Genomic DNA, 22,339 nt, shown 5'->3' with positions numbered 1-22,339 from the left:
AAAACAAACACACTTTTTTTACATTACTTCAGCTCCTCACAAAGTAGTTGAAGTAATGGATAAAGCCAAAACATACAAATCATGGAAAATATTTTAGACAAATACAAATCGGTTTCTATAAATGAAGTAACTACCTGGTTCAAAGCCGGAAACATTAAAGACTTTCCAAGTAATAGAGGTGGATGTATTAAATACAAAGACAAACAAATTGCTGTTTTTAATTTCGAAAGAAGAAACGAATGGTACGCTTGTCAAAATGCCTGTCCGCATAAAATGGAAATGGTTTTGTCACGTGGAATGACAGGTTCAGCTGATGGTGTTCCTAAAATTGCCTGTCCAATGCACAAAAAAACATTCTCTCTCGTGGATGGATCTAACTTAAACGGTGATGATTTTTCTATTGCAACTTACCCGGTAAAAGTAGTAGATAACGAAGTATTCGTTGGCTTCTTAGAATAATTATGTATCTTTGAAAACACACACTTTTTCAAATGACACTAACACCATTTCAAAACGCCAGCGCAAGGATTGATGCCGAAAATGCCCAAGATCCTAATAGTGAGATATTTCAATCGAAATCTTACCCAAAAGAGCTATTATATTCCGATAGAATGTACCAAAGGCTGATGGATTTTCATCCAAATGCTTCTGAGGAAATTCAAATTGCAGCAAAAGCACAGCATATTTGCCGCTGGAAAATGCCTCGTGAATCCTATCCAATGGATCGTGTAGGTTATTTAAAATGGCGTGAAGAATTAAAAAAATTCCACGCCAAAACTACTGCCGAAATTTTAGCAAAATCAGGATATTCACAAGAATTTATCGACAGAGTATCCTTTCTTATCGAAAAAAAATTATTAAAAAAAGACGAAGAAACCCAACTTCTTGAAGACGTAATTTGTCTTGTTTTTCTTGAATATTATTTAGATCCTTTTGTTCAAAAACACGATACAGAAAAACTAAAAAATATTATCCTGAAAACATGGAATAAAATGTCTGAAAAAGGACATCAGGAAGCTTTAAAAATAAGTTACACTGAGGCAAATTTGCAATTGATAAAAGAATCACTCGGATTGTAACCTGATTTATTTATCATGAAAGAAGCAAGAGCCTTTTCTGAAACTCTTAATTTCAAAAAATTAAAGCAAATGTATCTGTTTGCCTTAATTACTATTGCTATAACCATTCTTTTAAGCCAGCTGCTCATTCAGCATAACATTAACAGCCAGCTTAATGATTCGAAATTGATTAATATTTCGGGAAAACAACGAATGCTGAGTCAAAAATTAGCTAAGGAAATACTAATTTTAAATTCGGATGCAGATAGTTCCAATGACCAGGAGGTTATTTCGAATATAAAAAAAACGCTCGCGCTCTGGAAATTTACTCACGAAGCCTTACAAAAAGGAAATGACAGCCTTAAATTTCCCGAAACCAAAAGCATACATCTTTTAGAATTATTTAATGCTGTACAACCTAATGTTAATTATATTGAAAAAGCTACCACTCAATATTTAATTGACAGAGAAAAACACATTTCGCATACAATAAGCCAGCAAGAGGTAAAAGGCATACTTGACAATGTTGCCTTATTTGTTACTAAAATGAATGTTATTGTAGGTCAATATGAATACGAGGCATTAGAAAAAGTAACCAAACAACGTAATATTGAATACGGAATTTTGAGCTTTACTTTGCTTATTTTATTGCTTGAATTCTTTTTTATCTTCAAGCCTACCAATAAAAAAATTGAAATTTTAATTTCTAAATTATTATCGTCTGAGAGAAGAGCTATCAAGCTCGCGCGTGATACTGAAGCCTTAAGTATAATTAAAGAAAACTCCGTAAAAGAATTGAAATCACTCAATTTTGCTATGGAGAACACCTTATTGTATTGCCGCATTAGTCCGTTAGGAAAAATCATCCACATGGGCGATAAATTTTCTAAATTATTACAATACAATCCTTCATTTGATGCTGATAAAAATTTTTCTAAAGCCATTACAACTGTAGAAAAAGAACAATTAGACATCGACCGTATTATTGCCGAAAAACAGCGAAGCGGCTGGCAAGGCGAACTCAACACTACCGATAAAAACGGCAACACGCTCTGGCTCGATATGGCTATGATTCCTGTGCGGATAAAAAAAGAAGAGTTAGAATTACTGGTAATCTGTTTTGATATCACTGTTCGAAAAAATGCCGAATTAGAAGTAGAACGACTCAACCGTGAGAACATTATTGAAAAAATAAACCAGCAAAAAATCATTTCAAGTAAGATTGTTGAAAATCAGGAAAACGAGCAAAACAGAATTGCACGCGAAATCCATGATGGTATCGGGCAAATGCTTACAGGATTAAAATTCAGCTTAGAAAGCATCAACTTAGATGACAAAGAGAAATCAGCCCAAAAAATTGAGTATTTAAAGAAACTTTCGTTAGATATTATCAAAGGTGTCCGTACAGCAACTTTCAACCTGATGCCGCCGGAATTGAGCGATCACGGTATAGTTTCTTCGATTGCTAAACTTACTTTAGAACTTGGAAAATTAACAGGTAAAAATGTTCAGTTTTACAATAAAACTGATTTTGACCAAAGATTAGATTCTTTAATCGAAATCAATATTTACCGTCTTACTCAGGAAGCCATTAACAATGCGATTAAGTATGCCGAATCTTCACATATTATTGTACAACTTTCGCACAGCAATAAAATACTAAGTATTACTATTGATGATAACGGTAAAGGATTTGATGTGGCATCAGTCGAAAAAAAGAGAAATAGTGAGTCTGGAATGGGCTTATTATTTATGAAAGAACGTGTTCAATACATTAACGGACGCGCTTTTATCAATTCGATTCCAGGTGAAGGAACCCGAATTACTTTTAACATTCCTATTTAAAATCAGTTTAAATACGTAAAAAATACGTATATTGCACAGACTTTAAAATTAAGTATTTAAGTATTAGATTTTTAAACTATTAAATTATGAGCGATATAATTAGAGTTGTACTAGCAGATGATCATTTTTTTGTGAGAGATGGTATAAAATCATTATTAGAAAGCGAAAAAAATATAGTTGTAGTAGGTGAAGCGACTGATGGCTTAGAAGCATTAGAAGTAGTAACCACAACAAACCCTGACTTATTAATTGTAGATATTAGAATGCCGCATCATACCGGTATTGAAGTTGTTGAAAAATTACGCAACCTGAATAATCCTGTAAAAATCATTGTGCTATCGATGCACGAATCAGAAGAATATGTTTTAAAATCAATCAAAGCCGGTGCTGATGGTTATTTATTAAAAGGTTCCAGTAAAGAGGAATTTTTAAAAGCATTGCATTCTGTAGCCAATGGAGGAAAGTATTTTACTGGAGATATTTCGTCAATTTTAATCAATCAGTTAACCAATAGCACTACTTCATTAGAACCAAAACCATCTATTGCCGAAGATTTAACGATTACCAAAAGGGAAAAAGAAATCCTTACTTTATTATTATCCGGTAAGGGAAACAAGGAAATCGCCGAAGCCTTAGAAATCAGTAAACGTACTGCCGAAGTACACCGTTTTAACCTAATGAAAAAACTGAAAGTTAAAAACTTAATGGAACTCTCTAACAAAGCAACTGAATATTCTTTAATCTAAAAAAAGAGTTTAGCTGTTGCATCAATCAAAATAGAATTTTCTTAAACAAAGCTAGATTTTAGTTATTCCTATTCTCAAAAGCACCCTTTCGATTTTTAATTTAAGTCGAAAGGGTGTTTTTTTTATTTCACTGAACAAACAAAATCAATCTATTAGTTTGTAAGATTTAATTTCTATATTTGAAAAGTAATAAAACAAATCTTCTCTAATCTCCCAATATTTGGGTATATGGATCCTATATTGTAATGAGTATACTAACTTTTGAACAATTATAAAATTAGCTGAATGAATAGAGTGCCTAAAAAATTATATAATTATTGTTCAGTCGAAAATTTTTTCCAAATTATTTCATCAAAATCGATTTGGCTATCAAATTATGGACAAATGAATGATGCTCATGAAATTATTTGGATTGAACAATATTTTGACATCATAAAAAGCCTTTTTGTTGGCAGAAAATATAAAGACTTTCAAAAATATACAATTCCCACTTATGGTTGGAACAAAGGTAATCCTCATCTTTTTTGTTTATCTGAAGTAAGCGATTCTTTAGGTCAATGGCGAGCTTATGCAGATGATGGAAAAGGTGTCGCAATTTGTTTTACACCAACAGAGTTAAATATACAACTCGATAAACCAAATACTAGTGCTTATGTTGATCACACTTTAGGACTAGTCAAAATTGAATACAACGCAAAAAAACAAAAAGCAAAAGTTGATGAACTAGCTAATTTGTTTAAAAACATTTATGACGAAAAAAAAGATGAACTCTGGGAAGCTGCAAGTTCATTTTTAGGAATATCTTTAGCCACAGAATCACTTGTAATTAAAAATCCAAGTTTTTCAGAAGAGAAGGAATGGCGAATAATTCATACACCAACTACAAATTATGATTTGACACAAAAAAATAGTCATTCAATTTCTGATATGAAGTTTAGAACAAAAGGCTCACTTTTAACATCATATTTTAAGATAGACTTATCATCTAAATTTAACTCTAGATTAATTCCCGAAATAATCTTAGGTCCTAAATCTACTTTAGATAAAAATATATTAGAGGCTTTTTTAGAAACTAATAATTTATCAAAAACAAAAATTAAAATGTCCGCATCAACGTATCAATAAGCCCTTCCCCAAACTCTCGGATATGCACAAAAGATAGCGCAGAATTCTATTCTGTGCCCACTACAATGGCAACTATACAGAGTTACTTGATGAGATTGCTTCATTGTTCGAAATAACATATTAAACGGTTTAAGTCTTTGCGAGGAACGAAGCAATCACACTGAGTTAAAAGTATAAACAAACCGAAATTTGTAAAAATAACTCCATAATTTAGAACAGCTCAAGTAAAAATTAAAGAAGGCAACTAGGAAATTACAAATGATAACTAGGAAGTTACAAATGATAACTGCAAAGTTGCAGAAGCTAACTAGGAAATTGCAAAAGACAACTAGGAAGTTACAACTAATAACTGCAAAGTTGCAGAAGCTAACTAGGAAATTGCAGAAGACCCTATACTATCACACAAATCTTTTCGTAGTTAGTATTTACTCCTTAACAAAACCAGAAGGCAATCCTAATAGTTGATACTGAATTGTTTTTGCCAGACGGTAATCGCCTAATGCATTAGGATGTAATCTGTCGGTATCTTTTTTATGAAAATATTGTAGTTGCGATTCAGCCATTGGAAACAATCCGCTTGTAGAATACAAATCAATCAAAGGAACTGCCCAGTAGGAAGCTGCCTGTTTCAAAATTTCTACATAAGCATCAATATACAAGCCTTGTCCGTTAGCGTAGTTTTCATCTGGTTGTACATTCTTATCATTGAACTTAGCATATCCTCTGTGAATAGGCGTCATAATGATAATTTGCTGTTGCGGATAATTGTTTTTTAAGTAAGACATCGCTTTGTTAATTCGCCCGCAAAAAGTCGAATCATTTAGTATTGGAGTCCGGTATTTACGTGTTACTTCTTTTCCGTTAAAGTTGGTTTGTTTTGTTGTTTCAGTAAAAAATTTTCCCAGAGGCGTATTGTGCATATAATCATTCGTACCAGCAAAAATCAGAATCGCATCAACATTAGTTGCTTTTTCATCATATAATTTTAAAGATTGTTTGTAAATAGCATCCCATTGATTTCCACTAATACCGTAAACAAAAGATTCAATTCCCAGCAATTCGTTCAAATATTCCCAATACACATAAGTGGTTCCCACACGGCGTTTATCAGTCATGGAATCACCCAGAAAAGCCACACGCTTGCCATTCCATTGCGTATCTAAAGTTTTTTCTTTGTCTGCTAATATTACTTTTGGAACAACTTCTTGTGCAAATCCATTAAAACCAAATACTAACAAAAGGATGCAAAAACCAGCTATTCTATTTTTCATTTTTAAAATCTCTAAGATTACACTTAATATTCAAATTGTCTAACCAAATCTAACTAAAATTACCTCATTTAGTAAAAATAGTAATCCTAAATTTTAAAATAATTCGAATAAAAAATTGAAATCCGTAACTTTAGTAGATAACCAAATAATGTAATTATGAGAACTCTAATCTTCTTTATAGTCGTTTTAGCACTACAATCCTGTGCTACCAAAAAATATACGGATCAGAAATTATTACCTAAAGGAATACAATCAGCCACTGAAGAAAAATACAGTATCATTAATAATGAGAAAAAGCTTTTGTATAAAAAACAAATGATTTTCACTAAAAATGGTCGTATCAAATCTTCTAAAACAGTCGATGCCAAAGGCAATGTAGCACAAGAAACCAAAAAGAAATTATGGTATATTGAAGAAACCTATCCTAACAAAGAAACGCAGTATTGCAAAACACGCTGGAAACCCAATCAAAGGGAACGCATTAGCTGCTATACTAAAAAACAGCACAAAGAAAATGAATCTATTTACCGCTACAACAAAGACGGAACTATAAATAAAATAGTGGATAATTTCACTACTTTCAACACTCAATACTTTTATTACACTAACAACACGCTTTCTAAAATTGTCACTAAAGACAAAAATGACAAAACGATTGATGAAGTAAAAATAGAATGCAAAGCCAAAGATGAAAAAGGAACTTGTTTAACAGAAGTGAGAACTTCGGAAAAAACAAAAAAGAAAGAAGAAATTCGTTTTATTCCTAAATACAATTAAAAAAGTAATAACTTTGTACTTACATAAAACATTGTAATTATGGATATTTCAATCATACCTATCGGAAATTCAAAAGGAATTCGTTTATCTAAAACGATACTTGAAAAATATAATATTACAGATAAAGTAGAACTTATTCTCGAAAAAGGATATATTATATTGAAACCAAAATCAGAACCACGAAGCGGTTGGGAAACAGCTTTCAAAAAAATGCATGAAAACGGAGATGATCAATTGTTAATTGACGATGCTTTTGAAGATGAAGATTTAGAAGAATGGATTTAAAACAATATCAAATCGTCTTAGTAAATCTTGATCCAACTGTTGGAAGCGAGATGAAAAAAACACGTCCGTGTGTAATCATTTCTCCAAATGAAATGAATAAACATCTAGATACGATTGTAATTTCCCCTATGACAAGCAGTTCAAAAAACTACCCAACAAGAGTCGAAATTAATCATGATAAAAAAACAGGATGGATTGTTCTTGATCAAATAAGAACTGTTGACCGAAAAAGAATAATTAAAGTTCTAGGGAAAATAACTGAAAAAGAATTCAAAAAAGTCAAAGAAATTTTAAGAGAACTATTTGTAGATTAAAAACAAAAAATGCTGTTCAAAGTACAACTTTAAACAGCATTTTTTTATGAATTAAAAGCCTGAAAATTATCTAGAATAATTTGGAGCTTCTTTAGTAATTGTCACGTTATGAGGGTGACTCTCAGAAATTCCGCTTGAAGTTAAACGTACAAAACGTCCTGTTTCCTGCAAAGTAGCAATATCTTTAGCGCCACAATATCCCATTCCGGCACGAAGACCACCAACGAATTGTAACATACTTTCGTTTAGTTCTCCTTTGTAAGGCACACGACCTACAATTCCTTCCGGAACTAATTTTTTAACATCATCTTCAACATCCTGGAAATAACGATCCTTAGAACCTGTTTGCATTGCTTCAACAGAACCCATTCCTCTGTAAGATTTGAATTTTCTTCCTTCAAAAATAATCGTTTCTCCCGGAGATTCTTTTGTTCCGGCTAAAAGTGAACCCAACATTACACAATCAGCTCCGGCAGCAATAGCTTTAGGAATATCTCCTGTGTAACGAATTCCACCATCGGCAATTACAGGAACACCTGAACCTTTAATAGCAGCAGCCACTTCTAAAACCGCTGAAAACTGAGGAAATCCAACACCAGCAACAATACGGGTAGTACAAATAGAACCAGGTCCGATTCCTACTTTTACACCATCAGCTCCATTTTGAACTAAATATTGAGCTGCTTCCGGAGTAGCGATATTTCCAACGATAACATCTAAGTCAGGGAATTGTGCTTTAACTAATTTTAAAACATCAACCACACCTTTAGTATGTCCGTGAGCTGTATCAATAATTACAGCATCAACACCTGCATTGACTAAAGCTGTAGCTCTTTCAACCGCATCAGCAGTAACTCCTAATGCAGCAGCGACACGTAAACGTCCGTATTTATCTTTGTTAGCATTGGGTTTTTGATTCAATTTAGTAATATCTCTAAATGTAATCAAACCTACTAATTTATTGTCTTTGTCTATTACAGGCAATTTTTCAATTTTATGACCTTGCAAAACTACTTCTGCTTCTTGTAAGGAAGTGCCTTCAGCTACAGTAACCAGATTTTCTTTAGTCATTACCTCAACGATAGGTCTTGTAGTGTTTTTTTCGAAACGCAAATCACGATTTGTAACGATTCCTTTTAATTTTTGATTTTCATCAACAACAGGAATTCCTCCAATACCGTATTCTTTCATAGCTGCTTTTGCATCAGCCACAGTAGCATTCAATGGTAAAGTAACCGGATCAATGATCATACCTGATTCGGCACGTTTTACTTTACGAACTTTGGCAGCCTGCTGCTCAATAGTCATATTTTTATGTAAAACACCTATTCCTCCTTCTTGCGCCATAGCAATTGCCATTGCACTTTCGGTTACGGTATCCATCGCTGCAGATACAATAGGAACATTAAGCGTTATGTTTCTTGAGAATTTTGTTTGAATACTCACTTCGCGAGGAAGCACATGGGAGTAATTAGGAACTAATAATACATCATCGTAAGTTAAACCTTCGCCGATAATCTTGGAGTTGTGTGCTATCATGTTGCAATTTCTAGTTGAATTGCGTGCAAATATAGCAAATTATTTTGATTTTTTAAAATTCAGAATCCAATTAATTTAACATTAACTTTTATATAATACTAACATCTGATTAAAATAATATCAACGTGGTGGTTCATTACTATCTGCGAAAATGAAATTAAATCCAAATTGCAACGAAAGACTATTTGCCTTAGAAACATCTCGATATTCTAATAAATTATCAGCCATGAAATACATATTAAATTTACCTAAATTAGCCGATAATCCCAGACCAATATTAGTATAAGAATAAGAATCAAGTGTATAAGTAGCCTTTAAATGTAAATTATCAGAAACATTTCGTTGATAAAATCCCGTTAAAGCAGTAATAGGAGCTCTGGGCGTGCTCATGACAAATAATTGTGCTCCAACCGCGTTTTTATAGTGTTCTTCACCTGAAATGCAAACACAATCATCATCAGATGGAGTTCCGTACGAATATTGATAAGAAGCATTTAGTTTCACTGGACGCCAAGTTGTGTATTTATTGTACAAAGTATCTAACTTAACCGATTCCTGAAAATCGCTATATACTCCATCAGGATTATCGAAATCAGTAAAATTAGGATTTATTCCTTCGTATTTATAGTAGCCTTTGTAGGTGTAATTTTCAATATCTTTAGTATGTCTTATAAAACCAACATCAAGAATACTTGCGGTGATTTGAGTATTTTTTTTAGGATAATAAGTAAATCCTAAATCAAATCCTAATCCTAAATTACCTCCAAACAAAACTTGTTTTTGTATATCTGTTGCTACATCTCCATCATAATCATCAGCCAGATATTTTGAAACTCCCGAAGTATTTGCAGACAAATTAGAATTAATTTCCTGATTATAAACTGTAGTATTATCTTGGTTTACTGTAGTTATTATCGAACCTGAATTTTTAGTTGAAGTAGCATTAAAGCCGCTAAAATAAATTTTACCTCTTGCTCCTACTACCAATTTTTCGGAAATATTTTTATGATAACCAAGATGTAGCACCGAAAGCATTTCGGCCTTTCCGTTTAAATCCGATAAATTAAAATTTTTCCCTATATAATTTTGATTTCCTTCTAATGCTAAAACAGCAACATCCTTAGGCACGTATCCAAATAAATCAAATTCATGATACATCCCGAACGAAACATAACCTTTGTCTTCAAGCCAGTCTCCTAATTTGAATCCGCCATTAAAAATTTCGATTTGTTCGTTTATCGCTACATGATCCCGTCTATTGGTCGAGTGAACAACATTACGCAGCTTTTGATTAAAATCAACACCATTATTAGCAAATAAATCATAAGCCGAAAATCCGGTAGTACCTACTTTAAATGACATTCCTGAAAGTAATGGAACTCCAAAATAATATTTATACTTAAAATCAGCTCCGGGATTCATTATCAATGATTGCGGTACTGATGTCATATTATATAAAACCTGCTTATTTTGAGAAAAGCAATTGACAACAACGAATAACGCCAGAATTAAAAGTCCTTTTCTCATTGTATTTCTAAATAAACGGTAGCGCTAGAGCGTAAAATTAAATTTCCTGTACTATTTTTATTCAGCGCCGGACCGGGAGACATAGCAATTAAAAACTCCATTTTTCTTGCTCTTTTCAGTAACTCTAATCTTTGGTTCTCAAAAACTTCAGTGCGGGTAATTGTATTATTCGAACCTGTGTAAGCCGGAATAGTAAATAATATTGAATCCAATGTTTGATTATTCTCATCCTGTAAAAGTACCATTAGAGTATAAGCACGATTGATGGTATTAGTTATTTCAAAATGAAAATCGGCTTTTTGTAAATAGCTATTCAAATTTCTATCTCTAAAAACATCAAATTCCTGATTGTCAAACTGTATATTTCTCTGAGAGCCATCATCACCTACAAAGTCAGCTGCAGCAATATTAAAATAACTAAAATTACCAACAACGGTAGGTTGCAATTTCAAATCATTAGCCTGATCAAAATCCAAATCGCTAGAACAGGAAAAAGTACTGCCTATAAGAAGTATAATCCCAATTATTCTATTTATATAATTTTTCATTTGTAGATTTTCAAATCAATTATGCATATCATTAATAAAAGCGGTTAAATACTTTTGAAGCCTCGTTATAAGCACTTTCAAAACTCAACGGATTTAGGTTGATTTTTTCTTTAGCAGCCGTAAAATAAGACAATAATTTCTCAGTAGGCATATTTCCGGTTAACTCATCTTTAGCCATTGGACAACCGCCAAAACCCTGAATAGCGCCATCATAACGACGACAACCCGCCTTGTGGGCAGCTTCTATTTTTTCGAACCATTTATCATAAGTGGTATGTAAATGTGCTCCAAATTCAATTTGAGGATATTTAGGAATTAAATTCGAAAATAAATATTGAATCACTTCTGGTGTTGAACTTCCGATAGTATCTGAAAGTGACAAAATTTTCACTCCCATTCCAGCTAATTTTTCGGTCCACTCGCCCACAATATCTACATTCCAGGGATCTCCGTAAGGATTTCCAAACCCCATAGATAAATAAGCGACCACTTCTTTATTTTTTTTATCGGCAATTTCAATAATTTCCTGTAAACTAATAATCGATTCGGCTATGGTTTTGTGCGTATTACGCATTTGGAAATTTTCTGAAATCGAAAAAGGAAACCCTAAGTATCGAATGGGTTCAAATTGAGAGGCTGTTTCTGCTCCTTTGGTATTGGCAATAATAGCCAACAATTTACTGGTTGTATTAGATAAATCTAATTGATCTAAAACCTCAGCCGTATCCTGCATTTGCGGAACTGCTCTTGGAGAAACAAAACTTCCAAAATCAATTGTATCAAATCCTACGCGCAATAAAGACTGAATATACGCCACCTTATTCTCAGTAGGAATAAAGCTTTTAATACCTTGCATGGCATCGCGCGGACATTCTATAATTTTTATTGAATCCATAGATTTCAAAGATACTAAAACTTGTAAAGTGGCAAAATTTAGAATCAATAAAAAAAGCGTAATTCTGCTGAAGAATTACGCTTTTTGATTATAAAAATTAAGATTGATTTACAAACGACTCAAAATCTTTTTATTGATAGCTTTTACTAAGGCTGGTCCTTCATAAATAAAACCAGTATATAATTGAACCAAACTAGCTCCTGCCTCTAATTTTTCGATAGCATCATCTGCAGAATGGATTCCTCCTACTCCAATAATTGGGAACGCTTTATTGCTTTTTTGCGAAAGAAAACGAATTACTTCAGTTGAACGTTTTGTTAACGGTTTTCCTGATAACCCTCCCATTTCCGTTTTATTTTCCGATTGTAAACCTTCGCGCGAAATAGTAGTATTGGTTGCAATTACACCTGCAATTTGAGTTTCTTTTACAATATCAATAATGTCTAATAATTGTTCGTCAGTCAAATCTGGAGCAATTTTCAACAAAATTGGCTTTTGTTTTGGCTTAGCCAAATTTTTATTCTGTAATGTCTGCAATAACTGCGTCAACGGTTCTTTGTCCTGCAATTCACGAAGATTAGGCGTATTTGGCGAACTCACATTTACGACAAAATAATCTACATAATCATAAAGTGCATCAAAACAAATTTCGTAATCTGAAGTTGCATCTTCATTAGGCGTTAATTTATTTTTACCAATATTTCCTCCTATTAAAACTCCCGAATTTGATTTCAGTCTTTCTACTGCTTCCTGAACGCCTCCATTATTAAATCCCATTCGGTTAATAATTGCCGAATCTTCTCTAAGACGAAACAAACGCGTTTTTGGGTTTCCGTCCTGCCCTTTTGGTGTTAAAGTTCCTATTTCGATAAAACCAAAACCAAAATTTGATAATTCCTTATACAACTTAGCATCTTTATCAAAACCGGCTGCCAAACCTACAGGATTTTTAAATTTTAATCCAAAAACTTCTCTTTCTAATCGTTTATCATTTACTAAATAAAGTGATTTATAAAGTGCTGAAAAACCTGGGATTTTAGAAGTAACACGAACTAACGAAAACGTAAAATGATGTATTTTTTCCGGATCAAAACAAAAAAATAGCGGTCTAATAAGCTGTTTATACATAGGATTTTAATTTGTGCTGCAAAAATAGAATTATCTAATGGATAAATAAATATTTCTAAAAAAATTATCGACAGCAAATCATCCTGATAATATTATTAGTGGATAACTACGCTAAACACAAGTTAAATAAAGCACAAAAGACAAAAAAAACAAACTACACAATTAACTAAAAAACAATTATTTACAAAATAAATATTCGTTTTTCCATTTTCAAATTCGAAAAAAAACATTTTATTTAAAATGATATTTCTTACCTTGTAATTAACAATTATATAATTCAATCGATTTTATTAACTTAAAAACGTAACTTCATGAAACTAAAATTAATTTTATCAACCCTAATGCTTGCAGGCATTCAATTTATTTCAGCTCAAGCTACAACTACCGAAACTATAAACTCTACTGCCACCGATACAATTAAAAACAGTGTTGTTCCAGTAGCAGGCACTACAGTTGCAGATAAACAAGCTTTGAAAGAAGAAACCAAACAGCTTAAGGCTAAAATGAGAGAAGAAAAAAGAGCATTTAAAGAAGCTGAAAAATTAGAGAAAGAGAAAAAAGATTTTGAAAAAGAACAAAAAGCATTTACCAAACAACAAGACAGAATACTTTCTGGCGAGAAATCAGTAAATAAAATAAAAACTAAAATTTCGAGAGAAGAAAAGAACTTAGTTAAACAAAAAGAAAAATTTGAAAAGAAAAAATCAAGAGGAAAATTAACTTCTACTGAAATCGAAAAAGAAAATATTAAAATTAGTAAACAACAAATTAAAATAAACGACTTAAACGATGACCTTATCAAGGCCGAAGATAAATTAAGTAAAGCTAGAAATTAAGAAACTGTAATCTAAATTAAGCCGCAAATTCGCCAATAGATTCCCTGAAAACGGAATTGAAAAAATGGTAGAATTTGCGGTTTTTTTAAACCAAATTCTAACTACTTTTAATAAAAAATAGCATCATGAAAATAAATAAAAACTGGCATGAAAAACATTATGACAGCCTGGAGTTAGGCAGTCGAATTGCCGATTCTGTAGCCAAAGGGATGGGTTCCTGGCGTTTTATAATCCTGCAAACAGTATTTGTAGTAGTCTGGATGGGATTAAATCTGGTTGCTTTTTTCAAGCATTGGGATGCTTACCCATTTATTCTTCTAAACCTTTTATTTTCTACTCAGGCGGCTTATGCTGCGCCTATCATCATGATGGCACAAAACCGCCAAAATGAAAGAGATCGTGTTCAGGCTCAGGAAGATTATATTACTAATAAAGAAGCAAAACTGGAAATTGAAGCTTTGGCAACAAAACTCAACTCTATTGATGTCGAAAAATTAGATAAAATAATCGAAATGCTCGAAAATATGAAGTAAATCAAGCCCTGCAAAAGCTTAAATAAATCTTATATTTGTTAGACAACATAAAAATTCCACGCTATGCAAAATATTATCGATCGTTTTATTAGTTATGTAACTATTGATACCCAATCAAACCCAAAATTCAAATCGACTCCAAGTACTAAAAAACAATGGGATTTAGCCAATAAATTAGTCGAAGAACTAAAAGCTATTGGAATGCAGGACGTTACCATTGATAAAAAAGCTTATATCATGGCAACTTTGCCAAGCAATGTAGAACACGAAGTTCCAGTAATAGGATTTGTTTCTCATTTTGATACTTCGCCAGATTTTAGCGGAACTAATGTAAATCCGCAAATTATTACTGATTATGACGGAAATGACATTGTTTTAAACGAAGAACAAAACATTATTTTATCTCCTGATTATTTCAAAGATTTATTGCAGTACAAAAGACAAACCTTAATTACCACTGATGGAACGACGCTTTTGGGAGCTGATGACAAAGCCGGAATTACTGAAATTGTTACCGCAATGGAATACCTTATCAATAATCCTGAAATTAAGCATGGAAAAATCCAGGTTGGTTTTACACCAGATGAAGAAATTGGTCGTGGAGCTCATTTTTTCGATGTAGAAAAATTTGGAGCCGAATGGGCTTACACGATGGACGGAAGTCAGATAGGCGAATTAGAATATGAAAATTTTAATGCGGCCGGAGCCAAAATTACTTTTAAAGGAAAAAGTGTACATCCAGGTTATGCCAAAGGAAAAATGATCAATTCGATGTTAATTGCTAATGATTTTATTAGCCAGTTACCTGCTAATGAAGTTCCCGAAAAAACTAAAGGTTATGAAGGATTTTATCATGTGCATCATTTCAATGGAAGTCTCGAAGAAACCGTTGTTGAATTGATTATTAGAGATCATGACAGCAAATTATTCGAAAAAAGAAAAAAGAATATTCAGAAAATAGTAGATAAAATCAATGCTAAATTTGAGAAGCAATTTGGCGAAGCAATTGCAATTGTCGAAATTGAAGATCAATATTACAACATGAAGGAAAAAGTACTTCCAGTAAAACACATTGTTGATATTGCCGAAAAAGCCATGCTTGAATTGAACATCAAGCCAATCATTAAACCTATTCGTGGCGGAACTGATGGTTCTCAATTATCTTACATGGGATTACCTTGTCCTAATATTTTTGCCGGCGGACATAATTTTCATGGAAAATACGAATATGTTCCTGTAGAAAGCATGCAAAAAGCTGTGGAAGTAATTGTTAAAATCGCCGAATTGACTGCTTTGCCTAACTTTGGTTTAGAAGAAAAAGCAGAAATTGAAACTGAAGAAAAAATAAAACCTAAGAAAGAAAAAAAGTCTAAAAAAGAGAAAGAGAAAAAAGACAAGAAAAAGGCTAAAGCGAGAGCAAAGGCTAAATCAAAATCTAAGGACAAAAAGAAAAAGAAGAAATAATTTTCAATAAACAAAGAAGCCGTTTCCAATTGGAAACTGCTTCTTTTTATAATTTAGGATTGAACCTGAATATTATTTTTTAGCTAATGAAGCACTCAATTCCATAGAAATTGCAGAACGCTCCATTTTCAATTTTCCAGCCATAGTTTCAACGACTACTGTAGTTTCGGCTAACTCAGCTACTTTACCGTGAAGACCACTTTTAGTAATGATTTTATCACCTACTTTTAATGCTCCTTCAAATTCTTTTTCTTGTTTAGCTCTTTTTTGTTGTGGTCTAATCATAAAGAAATAGATTACTACAAACATTAATACAAACGGTAAAAACTGATTTAATTGACCCATGATTTTAATTCTTTTTTTAGTTATAAATATTACATTAAACCGCGACCGGCTTTTATCATTTTTTTACTAGTTTCTAATTCTTTAACCAGATTATCTAAAATTCCGTTGATAAAAATACTACTTTTAGGAGTAGAATACTCTTTGGCTAATTCTAAATATTCGTTCAAAGTTACTTTTACCGGAATAGATGGGAATTTCAAAAATTCGCAAATAGCCATTTTTAAAATAATAGTATCAACTTCTGCAATTCTATCGCTATCCCAGTTAGGTGTTTTGTCTACAAACTCTTTTGCTAATGCCTCTTCGTTTAAAATCGTTTTACGAAACAAATCTTTAACAAAATCTCTATCCTCATTGTCTTTGTACAATTTTGGCACTTTGAAATTATCGTTTTCAATAGGCTTCATTGCCTTCAATTGTTTGATGATTTGTGTGTTCACCATCGGGATATCATCAATCCAGGTTAACTTATCGTCTTCTAAAAACTCGTATAATTTTTCATTTGGAACAATTACTTCAGTAAACAAATCGACAATCAATTGTCGGTCTTCTTCAAATGAACGAGCTGGATTACTCATGTATTTTTGATAATACGAGCTTTCTTTTATGGCTGACAATAATAAAGTAATGTAATCTTCGTGTAAATGCCATGCATTAATTTTTCTGGTTTCCAGAGCAATACTCAAAGAATTGTTTTCGGCCAGAATTTCGAAAATACTATTTTTAATAAACTTTTCGTTCGGATTACGTTCAGCAGCAGTTGCCAGATGTTTTTGGCTGGATAAATGTAAAAATTGTGTTTCTTTTTTACATATTTCTAACAAAGAAGAAATCATTGTAAGGTATAAATCTTGAATATTATCGATACTGTAAAAAAGGAATTTTTCTTCTTTTTCCATATTATCAGAACCGTTTTGATGCATCGCATAAATGGTTTGCATAACTTTAACGCGAATGTGTCGTCTATTTACCACCTTGTAAGAACTTTTAAAAAATTAGGCTGCAAAAATAAGGATTTCCTTTTGTAAAATAAAATTTAAAACCGCAAAAAATGTTTGATCATTCATTAATGAAAAGTTAAATACCGATTGTGTAGCGATAAGCACAAACAATTATTACTTTTAAAGCTTTATCTTTGTTTTTTTTAAATCCAGCCAAATATTGAAATGAAAGAATTACTCTATCTCAATAAATATTTTATCAAATACAAATACCGTTTTATTCTAGGAATTGTATTTACCATTGTTGCTCAGATATTTTCTCTTTTTACGCCTAAATTAATTAGTAAATCTTTTGCGTCAATCGAAGCTTTTGCAAAAGACAAAACCATATCAAATGATATTGTTATAGACGAATTAGTAAATAATATTTTATTGATTATTGCCACAACTATTATTGCTGGATTTTTGACTTTTTTAATGCGTCAGACTTTAATTGTAATGTCGCGCCACGTAGAATTTGATTTAAAAAATGAAGTTTTTAGACAATATGAAAATCTTTCGCAAAATTTCTACAAACAAAATCGTACCGGAGATTTAATGAACAGAATTAGCGAAGATGTTTCTAAAGTGAGAATGTATGTAGGACCAGCGGTAATGTATACGATTAACACCTTTATTCGTTTTGCAATAGTAATTTTGTTCATGTATCGAGTTTCTCCTTTATTGACGCTCTACACTATTTTACCATTACCTATTTTGTCTTATGCTATTTTTAGATTAAGTAACGAAATCAATATTCGAAGCACGACTTTTCAGGAATATTTATCGAAAGTTTCCAGTTTTACCCAGGAAATTTTCTCTGGTGTTCGCGTTATAAAAGCCTATTCGTTAGAAAATCAGCATCAGGATAATATGCACGCATTGGCTTTAGAAAGTAAAAGTAAGAGTTTGGATTTGGCCAAAGTTCAATCTTTGTTTGGCCCTTTAATGCTGGCGCTTATCGGGATTAGCAACTTAGTTGTAATATATTTTGGTGGAATCATGTACATTAATGGCAGTATCAAAAGCATTGGAACTATTGCCGAGTTTATTTTGTACGTCAATATGCTTACCTGGCCGGTAGCCTCATTAGGCTGGGTTTCGTCAATGGTTCAGGAAGCCGAAGCTTCTCAAAAAAGATTGAACGAATTTTTAAAAATCGAACCGGAAATCAAAAACAATAATCCTGGAAAATCAATAATCGAAGGAACAATCACATTCGACAATGTAAGTTACACTTATCAGGACACTAATATTACAGCACTTAAAAATATTTCGTTTACGGTAAACAAAGGAGAAACTTTAGCAATACTTGGTAAAACAGGATCTGGAAAATCGACTATTTTATCACTTATTTCCCGTATGTATGATGTGACTAATGGTGCTGTTAAAGTTGACGGACAGGAAATAAGCCGTTTGAATTTATTTGATTTACGAAACAGTATCGGAATTGTTCCTCAAGATGCCTTTTTGTTCTCCGATAGTATCAAAAACAACATCAAATTTGGTAAAGAAGATGCCGAAATTGAAGAAGTTATGGCTGCCGCCAAAAACGCTGTAGTTCACGACAATATTATGGGATTTAACAAGCAATACGATACGATTCTTGGCGAAAGAGGAATTACGCTTTCAGGCGGACAAAAACAGCGTGTTTCTATTGCCAGAGCTATTATCAAAAATCCGCCTATTTTATTATTTGACGACTGTTTATCGGCAGTTGATACAGAAACCGAAGAAGCGATTTTAAACAATTTAAATACCATTTCTAAAGACAAAACAACTATAATTGTTAGCCATAGAGTTTCTTCGGCTAAGAATGCTGATAAAATTATTATCCTCGAAGACGGAGAAATTATTCAACAAGGTTCTCATAACCAGTTAATAAATCAGGAAGGTTATTATGCATCGCTTTATTTAAAACAACTTTCTGAAAAAGAATTACTATAAATCTTGCTTAATACATATATTTTTATCATTTTTGGGTTCAATTAACAACCATATTATTGTATAGAACGGATTATGAGAGAAAATGACATGTTAGAAAAAGAAGAAATCTTTTCTAAAGTTTTACGTGCAGGACGAAGAACCTATTTCTTCGATGTGAGAGCTACAAAAGCTGATGATTATTATATCACCATTACCGAAAGTAAAAAATTCACTGAAGAAGATGGTTCATTTCACTTCAAGAAACATAAAATATACTTATACAAAGAAGATTTTACTGCATTTGCTGAAATTTTAGGCGAAATGACCTCTTATGTTCTAAACCACAAAGGAGAAGAAGTAATCTCTGAAAGACATCAAAAAGATTTCAAAAAAGAGTATGCTACTGAAAGAGCCAGTGAAGAAATAGTACCTGGCGTAGCTAGTTTTACCGATATTGATTTTGACGATATTTAATCGTTCAGGAACAAAACACAAAAAATAAAAAGGTCTAAAAATCAAATGGTTTTTAGACCTTTTTGCATTAATAAAAGTATCATTATAAATCAAAAATAGCCTATCATTTTTGTATCTTAGTACATCCATTTAACTACAAAAAAACAACAATATGAAAAGCCCAATTGTATCTGTAAGCTGGCTTAAAGAAAATTTTGAAGACCCAGAATTAATAATCCTCGATGCTGTTCTAGACAGTCCGCCACATGAATTGCAAATTCTGGGCGCACGCACCTTTGACATTAAAAATAAATTTAGTGATACCTCAAATTCCTTACCTAATACCTTACCTAAACCACAAGGTTTTGCTGACGAAGCCCGAAGATTAGGCATCAATAAAAACAGTAAAATTGTAGTTTATGATACTAAAGGAATTTATTCCAGTCCGCGTGCCTGGTATTTATTCAAAAGTATGGGACACGAAAAGGTTTGGGTACTCGATGGCGGATTTCCGGCCTGGGTAGAAGAAAATTTACCTACAGAAAATATTAAGAAACAATCCTATCCTGAAGGAGATTTTCAGGCTCATTTTAATTCTGAAATGTTTAAAAACAAGCAACACATTTTAGAAAATATTCATTCGAAAGAAGCAACTGTTATCGACGCACGTTCATCTGACCGTTTTCATGCTGAAACAGAAGAACCCCGAGAAGGTTTAAGAAGCGGACATATTCCCGGAGCTGTCAACTTACCATTTTCGAAAGTTTTAAAAGATGGAAAGTATTTGCCAAAAGAAGAATTAGAGAAAATTTTGCCATTGCAAAACCAAACACTATACTTTTCCTGTGGATCAGGAATTACAGCCTGTATTGATTTAATTGCCTACGAATTAATTGGTTCTAACAATATAAAAGCCGTGTATGATGGTTCCTGGACCGAATGGGGTCAGGATCATGATTTACCAATAGAAAAGTAATTCTCAAATATAACACAGAGCCACTCAAAGGTTTCACAGAGATACACAAAGATTATTTCTTCAATATTTCTTCAATATTTCTTCATAGTTTAACGTAGATGCTCCATTAGACCACGGATGATACTGATTCAGCTGATTTACACAGATTTTATTCTGTCATATTTTAATATATAAATTTGTGACCCGAGCGATAGCGAACAGGCGAAGCAATTTGCGGTAAAAAAAATACAACACAAAGAAAAACGTAATGAGATCCTTCCTACGTCAGGATAACAAGTTTGCGAAAATATAACTTAAAAAACAATTAGCCACAGAATAATCCGTGGCTAACTGTTTTATAAAATGAGCGCTATTATGCCTGAATCAAGGCTGCTTCAAATACATCACCAAATCTGGTAAAAGTTTCTCTGGCTGCATCGACTGCTTTTGCATTGTCTGATTCTGTTTTAGGAAGAATATTTAATGCTGCTGTGAATGAAGCCCATTTTTGTCCTGATTCAGCTCCGTAACCGCTAAAGAAAGAAAATCCTTTTTCGATTCCTTTTTTCTGTAGCATTTGTACAATAAATGGCCCTCCCATAATAGAACCTTCTAATACGTACAAAGCGCCCATAGCTTGTAAAACATCGTTTACATCTGTTGCTGTTGCTGCAGGTAGTTTATCTATACTACCTCCCAACTCTTCAATATCAGCTTTGATGTACGATGAGTTACGACGCTCTTTATAATCCGGTAATACCGAATTGATATAAGGTGCAATTGCTTTTTCTACTGTAGTAAAGTAAGCATAAAAGCATTTTAATAATTCTACATAATCTTCATTACTACTAATGTTTTTGATACGAAGAACTACTTTTTTCTCCGTTTCCTGATGGCCTGCTTTTGTAGCCTCTTTAATTTGTGTGCTTAACATATTGATTTATTTTAATTTGTTTCTTGACTAACCGCTAAGCGGATTTTTATTATCTATGTAATCTGTGTTTTTTTTAATCGCAGGTTACACAAATTTATTTAGAGCCTGTTTAAAGAAATTTTCTTTTCCCCGTACCTAAAGGGCGGAAAATTTCCTAAAAATTCATCAAAATTTCACCCTTTAAAGGTTTGGGGAAATTAATTTTGATGAATTTAAACAGGCTCTTAATGAGTAACCTAATCTTTTTTAAGCTATGTTTGCATAACAGAAAACCACTATCCTTATTAAAGATTAGCGGTTTTCACTTTTTCATTCTATCACATCAATCTGTTTAGATACTTTTACTGCTACTCCATTTTCATCAATAAAAAAGATCCTATTATATGCACCTGCTGGTGTACCTACTGGTATCTTAAAAGTAGCTTTATACGCTGTACGTGAAACAATCTCCAACGGCATTTGTTCACCATTATTACCTATTGCAATAGACACTTTCACACCAGTATCTAATTTTGCACCTCGAACACTAAACGTATCACCTCCTTTTACCGTATAACTAGAAGGATTCCATTGGGAAAGTGCTACCTTAATAGGCTCAGTAATTGTAAAATTAAAATAATAAGTTACAGAAGAATTATTTAAAATGTATGCTCCGTTTTTTGCACGCAAATCATATTTACCTACTGGCATAATAGTAGGTATATAAAAATAAAGACCTGCTGATTTAAAAGGATCACTTTCTATACCTGTCCCCTTTCCAAAATACACAATTTCACAATCGTATTCCGTAGTTTGATCTGCTGCCGAAACGAAATATACACGGGTTTGTTCTAAGTCATACAATAAATCCGCTGC

General features: G+C 32.6%; 24 protein-coding genes. 14 read left to right on the top strand and 10 right to left on the bottom strand.

Annotated elements, in window-relative coordinates:
• Positions 1-81: 81 nt before the first annotated feature.
• From nirD to FEM21_RS03525, 5 genes are all read left to right on the top strand, one after another.
• Positions 82-459 carry a nitrite reductase small subunit NirD gene (gene nirD, locus FEM21_RS03545; RefSeq protein WP_035657870.1) on the top strand — a complete coding sequence of 126 codons (378 nt, stop codon included), beginning with the start codon at positions 82-84 and terminating at the stop codon, positions 457-459.
• Between the two features lie 32 nt (positions 460-491).
• The gene (locus FEM21_RS03540) at positions 492-1,079 is read left to right on the top strand and encodes a DUF4202 domain-containing protein (protein WP_035657868.1); all 588 of its coding nucleotides are present in this window, start codon (positions 492-494) and stop codon (positions 1,077-1,079) included.
• A 15-nt stretch (positions 1,080-1,094) separates the two neighbouring features.
• The gene (locus FEM21_RS03535; RefSeq protein ID WP_035657867.1) at positions 1,095-2,903 is read left to right on the top strand and encodes a sensor histidine kinase; all 1,809 of its coding nucleotides are present in this window, start codon (positions 1,095-1,097) and stop codon (positions 2,901-2,903) included.
• Positions 2,904-2,989: 86 nt separating this feature from the next.
• Positions 2,990-3,649, top strand: coding sequence for a response regulator transcription factor (locus tag FEM21_RS03530; protein ID WP_035657864.1), 660 nt, complete (start codon positions 2,990-2,992; stop codon positions 3,647-3,649).
• A 285-nt stretch (positions 3,650-3,934) separates the two neighbouring features.
• A complete protein-coding gene (locus FEM21_RS03525; RefSeq protein WP_035657859.1) occupies positions 3,935-4,774 on the top strand; it encodes a DUF2971 domain-containing protein in 840 nt (279 codons plus the stop codon).
• Positions 4,775-5,199: 425 nt separating this feature from the next.
• On the opposite strand, the gene FEM21_RS03520 is transcribed toward FEM21_RS03525, so the two are convergent.
• Complete coding sequence (locus tag FEM21_RS03520; protein ID WP_081824627.1) at positions 5,200-6,045, bottom strand: SGNH/GDSL hydrolase family protein; 846 nt, start codon at positions 6,043-6,045, stop codon at positions 5,200-5,202.
• 156 nt (positions 6,046-6,201) lie between these two features.
• Here FEM21_RS03520 and FEM21_RS03515 point away from each other — a divergent pair, with 156 nt between their 5' ends.
• The 3 genes from FEM21_RS03515 to FEM21_RS03505 are packed head-to-tail and all read left to right on the top strand — an operon-like array spanning position 6,202 to position 7,421.
• Positions 6,202-6,822: a hypothetical protein gene (locus FEM21_RS03515; protein ID WP_035657856.1), complete on the top strand. Its 621-nt coding sequence runs from the start codon at positions 6,202-6,204 to the stop codon at positions 6,820-6,822.
• Between the two features lie 39 nt (positions 6,823-6,861).
• Positions 6,862-7,107: an AbrB/MazE/SpoVT family DNA-binding domain-containing protein gene (locus FEM21_RS03510; protein WP_035657853.1), complete on the top strand. Its 246-nt coding sequence runs from the start codon at positions 6,862-6,864 to the stop codon at positions 7,105-7,107.
• On the top strand, positions 7,098-7,421 hold the full coding sequence (locus tag FEM21_RS03505) for a type II toxin-antitoxin system PemK/MazF family toxin (protein WP_035657852.1): 324 nt from the start codon (positions 7,098-7,100) through the stop codon (positions 7,419-7,421). The genes FEM21_RS03510 and FEM21_RS03505 overlap by 10 nt, the downstream gene beginning before the upstream one ends.
• A 66-nt stretch (positions 7,422-7,487) precedes the next feature.
• Here the strand turns inward: FEM21_RS03505 and guaB are convergent, their stop codons facing one another.
• The 5 genes from guaB to FEM21_RS03480 all read right to left on the bottom strand — a co-directional run bounded on the left by guaB (position 7,488) and on the right by FEM21_RS03480 (position 13,058).
• Positions 7,488-8,960 (bottom strand): IMP dehydrogenase, encoded by a 1,473-nt coding sequence (guaB, locus tag FEM21_RS03500; RefSeq protein ID WP_035657849.1) that lies wholly within the window; start codon positions 8,958-8,960, stop codon positions 7,488-7,490.
• Positions 8,961-9,080: 120 nt separating this feature from the next.
• Entirely contained in the window at positions 9,081-10,487 is a 1,407-nt protein-coding gene (locus tag FEM21_RS03495) for a DUF5723 family protein (protein WP_035657847.1), read from the bottom strand.
• Positions 10,484-11,035: a hypothetical protein gene (locus FEM21_RS03490; protein ID WP_035657844.1), complete on the bottom strand. Its 552-nt coding sequence runs from the start codon at positions 11,033-11,035 to the stop codon at positions 10,484-10,486. The genes FEM21_RS03495 and FEM21_RS03490 overlap by 4 nt, the downstream gene beginning before the upstream one ends.
• Positions 11,036-11,066: 31 nt before the next feature.
• Positions 11,067-11,930, bottom strand: a complete 864-nt coding sequence (locus FEM21_RS03485) for a hydroxymethylglutaryl-CoA lyase (RefSeq protein WP_035657841.1) — start codon at positions 11,928-11,930, stop codon at positions 11,067-11,069.
• Between the two features lie 108 nt (positions 11,931-12,038).
• Positions 12,039-13,058: a quinone-dependent dihydroorotate dehydrogenase gene (locus tag FEM21_RS03480; protein ID WP_035657838.1), complete on the bottom strand. Its 1,020-nt coding sequence runs from the start codon at positions 13,056-13,058 to the stop codon at positions 12,039-12,041.
• A 311-nt stretch (positions 13,059-13,369) separates the two neighbouring features.
• Here FEM21_RS03480 and FEM21_RS03475 point away from each other — a divergent pair, with 311 nt between their 5' ends.
• The 3 genes from FEM21_RS03475 (at position 13,370) to pepT (ending at position 15,891) form a co-directional block, all read left to right on the top strand.
• Entirely contained in the window at positions 13,370-13,894 is a 525-nt protein-coding gene (locus tag FEM21_RS03475) for a hypothetical protein (RefSeq protein ID WP_035657835.1), read from the top strand.
• A gap of 125 nt (positions 13,895-14,019) precedes the next feature.
• Entirely contained in the window at positions 14,020-14,427 is a 408-nt protein-coding gene (locus FEM21_RS03470; RefSeq protein ID WP_035657831.1) for a DUF1003 domain-containing protein, read from the top strand.
• Positions 14,428-14,490: 63 nt separating this feature from the next.
• Complete coding sequence (gene pepT / locus FEM21_RS03465; RefSeq protein WP_081824626.1) at positions 14,491-15,891, top strand: peptidase T; 1,401 nt, start codon at positions 14,491-14,493, stop codon at positions 15,889-15,891.
• A 72-nt stretch (positions 15,892-15,963) separates the two neighbouring features.
• Here the strand turns inward: pepT and yajC are convergent, their stop codons facing one another.
• Together yajC and nusB are read right to left on the bottom strand one after the other, a co-directional pair.
• The gene (gene yajC, locus FEM21_RS03460) at positions 15,964-16,236 is read right to left on the bottom strand and encodes a preprotein translocase subunit YajC (protein ID WP_035657828.1); all 273 of its coding nucleotides are present in this window, start codon (positions 16,234-16,236) and stop codon (positions 15,964-15,966) included.
• Positions 16,237-16,265: 29 nt separating this feature from the next.
• Complete coding sequence (nusB, locus tag FEM21_RS03455; RefSeq protein ID WP_035658137.1) at positions 16,266-17,177, bottom strand: transcription antitermination factor NusB; 912 nt, start codon at positions 17,175-17,177, stop codon at positions 16,266-16,268.
• A gap of 225 nt (positions 17,178-17,402) precedes the next feature.
• Between nusB and FEM21_RS03450 the strand changes: the two genes are divergently transcribed.
• The 3 genes from FEM21_RS03450 (at position 17,403) to FEM21_RS03440 (ending at position 20,571) form a co-directional block, all read left to right on the top strand.
• On the top strand, positions 17,403-19,163 hold the full coding sequence (locus FEM21_RS03450; protein ID WP_035657825.1) for an ABC transporter ATP-binding protein: 1,761 nt from the start codon (positions 17,403-17,405) through the stop codon (positions 19,161-19,163).
• Between the two features lie 72 nt (positions 19,164-19,235).
• Positions 19,236-19,616, top strand: coding sequence for a PUR family DNA/RNA-binding protein (locus tag FEM21_RS03445; protein ID WP_035657823.1), 381 nt, complete (start codon positions 19,236-19,238; stop codon positions 19,614-19,616).
• A gap of 151 nt (positions 19,617-19,767) precedes the next feature.
• Positions 19,768-20,571 carry a sulfurtransferase gene (locus tag FEM21_RS03440; RefSeq protein ID WP_035657820.1) on the top strand — a complete coding sequence of 268 codons (804 nt, stop codon included), beginning with the start codon at positions 19,768-19,770 and terminating at the stop codon, positions 20,569-20,571.
• Between the two features lie 352 nt (positions 20,572-20,923).
• Here FEM21_RS03440 and FEM21_RS03435 read toward each other — a convergent pair whose 3' ends face one another.
• Both FEM21_RS03435 and FEM21_RS03430 read right to left on the bottom strand, forming a co-directional pair.
• Entirely contained in the window at positions 20,924-21,484 is a 561-nt protein-coding gene (locus tag FEM21_RS03435; RefSeq protein WP_035657816.1) for a biliverdin-producing heme oxygenase, read from the bottom strand.
• 309 nt (positions 21,485-21,793) lie between these two features.
• A complete protein-coding gene (locus FEM21_RS03430) occupies positions 21,794-22,327 on the bottom strand; it encodes a hypothetical protein (RefSeq protein ID WP_035657813.1) in 534 nt (177 codons plus the stop codon).
• Between the last annotated feature and the right edge of the window lie 12 nt (positions 22,328-22,339).

Origin of the sequence: Flavobacterium seoulense, assembly GCF_000695795.1 — a bacterium.
Lineage (GTDB): Bacteria > Bacteroidota > Bacteroidia > Flavobacteriales > Flavobacteriaceae > Flavobacterium > Flavobacterium seoulense.
The sequence above is the reverse complement of the archived record's forward strand: the minus strand, read 5'-3'. Positions and strand labels throughout refer to the sequence as shown.